2 protein-coding genes and 1 pseudogene are annotated in these 4,341 nt (G+C 62.5%); all 3 read left to right on the forward strand.

Annotated elements, in window-relative coordinates:
• Positions 1-105: pseudogene (locus FJU31_RS19185) on the forward strand (IS110-like element ISStma4 family transposase); the annotation flags it as partial.
• Positions 106-616: 511 nt separating this feature from the next.
• Positions 617-3,028: a ribonucleoside-diphosphate reductase subunit alpha gene (locus FJU31_RS19190; RefSeq protein ID WP_150456152.1), complete on the forward strand. Its 2,412-nt coding sequence runs from the start codon at positions 617-619 to the stop codon at positions 3,026-3,028.
• A 125-nt stretch (positions 3,029-3,153) separates the two neighbouring features.
• Positions 3,154-4,173 (forward strand): ribonucleotide-diphosphate reductase subunit beta, encoded by a 1,020-nt coding sequence (locus tag FJU31_RS19195; RefSeq protein ID WP_150456153.1) that lies wholly within the window; start codon positions 3,154-3,156, stop codon positions 4,171-4,173.
• Positions 4,174-4,341 lie beyond the last annotated feature (168 nt).

Here is a 4,341-nt window from a genome sequence, read left to right on the forward strand (position 1 = left end):
CCATTCAAGGTCATCATGTGTGCGCTGATGCGCAAGCTCATACACCTGGTCTGGGGAGTACTGAAAAGCGGCCGACCGTTTGAGCCTGAAGTCGTCCTTGCCTAGGCAAGGACAACACGGTATCTACGCAGCGGTCGGTTCCCCTGCCATACCGGCTTTCCCACCGGCTGCCCACCACCTATCCACAGGGTTGTCCCTAGCCAGCTTCGTCACTGTCATGTGAAGCTGTCATTGTTCCGTTTCCGCAGCACGTTGTACCGCCGATGTGACGCCTTCCGGGCTTGACTGCGCAGCCCGTTCCGGCAGGTCCAAAGCGTCCAGACACGGCGCCGATGGCATGATCCTTGCGCCGCAAGGGATTACCAGATTTCACTACATTTGGCGTTGACGGCCCCCATCACCCCCACTATCTTGTGGCCGTCGGTCGCGATGACCCCATGGCTTGGGGTCCGCAACGGGGCTCTACCGCGGTACCCGCCAGCGATCGCCAACCGGCAGTGGAAGGCGCAGGGTCTCATCTCCTGCGACGCCGTCCTGCCACCCTGGGCTGTCATGTCCCGGGTCGAGCAACCCTGATGCATACAGCACCCCCAATCACGCCAAGAGGACACACGCCGTGACCACCGAATCCAGCGCCACCATCGAGAAGGAAAGCGAGTTCCTGCTGACGTCGCCGCCGACGGCCAACGCGATGAGCGTGACCAAGCGCAACGGCACGACCGAGCTGGTGGATCTGAACAAGATCGTGCGCGCGGTGCAGCGTTCCTCCGAAGGCCTGCACGCCGTCGATCCGATGCGCGTGGCCACCCGCACCATCTCCGGCCTGTACAACGGCGCCACCACCCGCGAGCTGGACGAACTGTCCATCCGCACCGCCGCCCTGCTGATCGGTGAAGAGCCCGAGTACGGCCGCCTTGCGGCACGCCTGCTGGCCAACTACATCGCCAAGGAAGTGTCGGGCCAGGAAATCTACGCCTTCTCGCAGTCGGTCAGCCGTGGCCACGAAGTCGGCCTGATCAACGACCGCCTGCTGAACTTCGTGCAGACCAATGCACGCAAGCTCAACGATGCCATCGACATCTCGCTGGACCTGAACTTCGATTACTTCGGCCTGCGTACCCTGTACGACCGCTACCTGCTGCGCCACCCGCACACCCGCAAGGTGATCGAGACCCCGCAGCAGTTCTTCCTGCGCATCGCCAGCGCACTGAGCGAAGACGTGGCCGAAGCCCTGGCGCTGTACAAGCGCATGGGCAACCTAGACTACCTGCCGTCCAGCCCGACCCTGTTCAACTCCGGCACCACCCACGAGCAGCTGTCCTCGTGCTTCCTGCTGGATTCGCCGCAGGATTCGCTGGAATCGATCTATTCCAAGTACGGCGACATCGCCCAGCTGTCGAAGTTCTCCGGCGGCATCGGCGTCAGCTACACCCGCGTGCGTTCGCGTGGCTCGCTCATCAAGTCCACCAACGGCCATTCCAACGGCATCGTGCCGTGGCTGAAGACCATGGATTCGTCCGTGGCCGCGGTGAACCAGGGCGGCAAGCGCAAGGGCGCGGCCTGCGTGTACCTTGAAACCTGGCACGCCGACATCGAAGACTTCCTCGAACTGCGTGACAACACCGGCGACGAATCGCGTCGTGCGCACAACCTGAACCTGGCCAACTGGATCCCGGACCTGTTCATGAAGCGCGTCGAGGCCGACCAGGAATGGTCGCTGTTCGATCCGCGCGTCGTGCCGGAGTTCACCGACCTGTTCGGCGAAGCCTTCGAAGCCGCGTACCTGCAGGCCGAAGCACAGGGCAAGGCCAACCGCACCATCTCCGCCCGCAAGCTGTACTCGCGGATGATGCGTACGCTGGCCGAGACCGGCAACGGCTGGATGACCTTCAAGGACAAGTGCAACCGCGCCAGCAACCAGACCCTGCGCGCCGGCAATGTCATCCACCTGTCCAACCTGTGCACCGAAATCCTGGAAATCACCTCGGCGGAAGAAACCGCGGTGTGCAACCTGGGTTCGATCAATCTGGGCAATCACTTCGACAGCAACGGCGAGTTCGATTTCGACAAGCTGGCCGATACCGTGCGCCTGGCCGTGCGCCAGCTCGACCGCGTCATCGACCTGAACTTCTACCCGATCGAATCGGCGCGCCGCGGCAACCTGCGCTGGCGTCCGGTCGGCCTGGGCTGCATGGGCCTGCAGGACGTGTTCTTCCGCAAGCGCCTGCCGTTCGACGGTGCCGAAGCACGCGCGCTGTCGAAGAAGATCGCCGAAACGATCTACTTCCACGCGCTGGAAACCTCGGTTGAGCTGGCTCAGGAACGCGGCAAGCACCCGTCCTTCGCCGACACCCGTGCGGCCAGCGGCGAGCTGCAGTTCGATGCCTGGAACGTGGTGCCGGAAGATGCCGAGCGTTGGGACACCCTGCGTGAGCGCATCAAGGAACACGGCCTGCGCAACTCGCTGATGATCGCCATTGCCCCGACCGCAACCATCGCCTCGATTGCCGGCTGCTACGAGTGCGTCGAACCGCAGGTGTCCAACCTGTTCAAGCGCGAAACCCTGTCCGGTGACTTCCTGCAGGTCAACCGCTACCTGGTGAACGAGCTGAAGAAGCTGGGCCACTGGACCCCGGAAATGCGCGACGCCATCAAGCTGGCCGAAGGCTCGATCCAGGGCATCACGCAGATTCCGGAAACGCTGCGCCATGTCTACCGCACCGCGTGGGAACTGCCGATGCGTTCGCTGATCGACATGGCCGCCGACCGCGGGGCCTTCATCGACCAGTCCGCCTCGCTCAACCTGTTCATGGAAAGCCCGAACATCGGCGCGATGTCCTCCATGTACATGTACGCCTGGAAGCAGGGCATCAAGACCACCTACTACCTGCGTTCGCGCCCGGCCACCAAGATCGCCAAGACCACGGTGAGCCACACCGCAAGCGCCGGCCCGGCCAAGGTGTTCAGCCCGGAAGAGGCCATCGCCTGCTCGCTGGAAAACCCGGAAGCCTGCGAAGCCTGCCAGTAAGACGCGCCGTGCCGGCCCCGCCGGCACCTCGCACCTGTAGAGCCGAGCCATGCTCGGCTGCGCAAATGACAAGGTAGCGCCGGGCCAAGCCCGGCGTTTTGACCCGAGAATTCAAGGAAACACCCATGGCCGACAAGCCCAAGCAGATGCTGCTGGATCCCGGTTTTGAACTGACCCTGCGCCCGATGCGCTACCCGCAGTTCTATGACATGTACCGGAACGCGATCAAGAACACCTGGACGGTGGAAGAGATCAACTTCCAGATCGACATCAGCGACCTGCACAGCAAGATGTCGCCGGGTGAGCGCCACCTGATCCACCGCCTGGTCGCGTTCTTCGCCACCGGCGATTCGATCGTGTCCAACAACCTGGTGCTGAACCTGTACCAGCACCTCAACGCGCCCGAAGCGCGCATGTACCTATCGCGCCAGCTGTACGAAGAAGCGCTGCACGTGCAGTTCTACCTGACCCTGCTCGACAACTACCTGCCGGATCCGGACGAGCGCGCCAAAGCCTTCGACGCGGTGGAGAACATCGACTCGATCAAGAAGAAGGCTGATTTCTGCTTCAAGTGGATCGACTCGATCCAGCAGCTGAAGCGCATCGAGACCCGTGAAGAGCGTCGCCAGTTCCTGCTCAACCAGATCTGCTTCGCCGCGTGCATCGAAGGCCTGTTCTTCTTCGCCGCCTTCGCCTACGTCTACTACTTCCGTTCGCGTGGCCTGCTCAACGGCCTGGCCTCGGGCACCAACTGGGTGTTCCGCGACGAAAGCGCGCACATGGACTTCGCCTTCGAGTGCGTGGACGTGATCCGCGAGGAAGAGCCGGACCTGTTCGACGACAAGATGAAGCAGGATGTCTACGACATGCTGGCCGAAGCGATCGAGTGCGAAGTGCAGTTCGCCGAGGACGTGCTGTCCGGTGGCGTGGCGGGTATTTCCACCCGTGACATGCGCCAGTACCTGCAGCACTGCGCCGACAACCATTTCCATCGCCTGGGCATGGAGCGCAAGTACAACGTGCGCAACCCGCTGAGCTTCATGGAACTGCAGGACGTGCAGGAACTGACCAACTTCTTCGAACGTCGCGCCTCGGCCTACCAGGTCGGCGTGCAGGGCGAAGTCGCCTTCGACATGAACTTCTGATCGAACCGGTCAGGTCTGTCGCAACAAGAAACCCCGGCCAATGCCGTAATGCTGTTCACTTAAGTGGTGCAGCCTTACGGTCCACCGGATAGCGGGTCTTGGAAATCTTCACCGTCCTCGGCGTCGTCGGCCGAGGACGGTGTTCCAGGAAGAGACTGGCTACCCCCG

It is taken from the genome of Stenotrophomonas cyclobalanopsidis (assembly GCF_008710035.1).
GTDB classification, from domain to species: domain Bacteria; phylum Pseudomonadota; class Gammaproteobacteria; order Xanthomonadales; family Xanthomonadaceae; genus Stenotrophomonas; species Stenotrophomonas cyclobalanopsidis.

What these genes read in the sequence shown, in the direction of transcription:
- FJU31_RS19195 (WP_150456153.1), top strand. Translation starts at nt 3,154, where the DNA reads ATGGCCGACAAGCCCAAGCAGATGCTGCTGGATCCCGGTTTTGAACTG.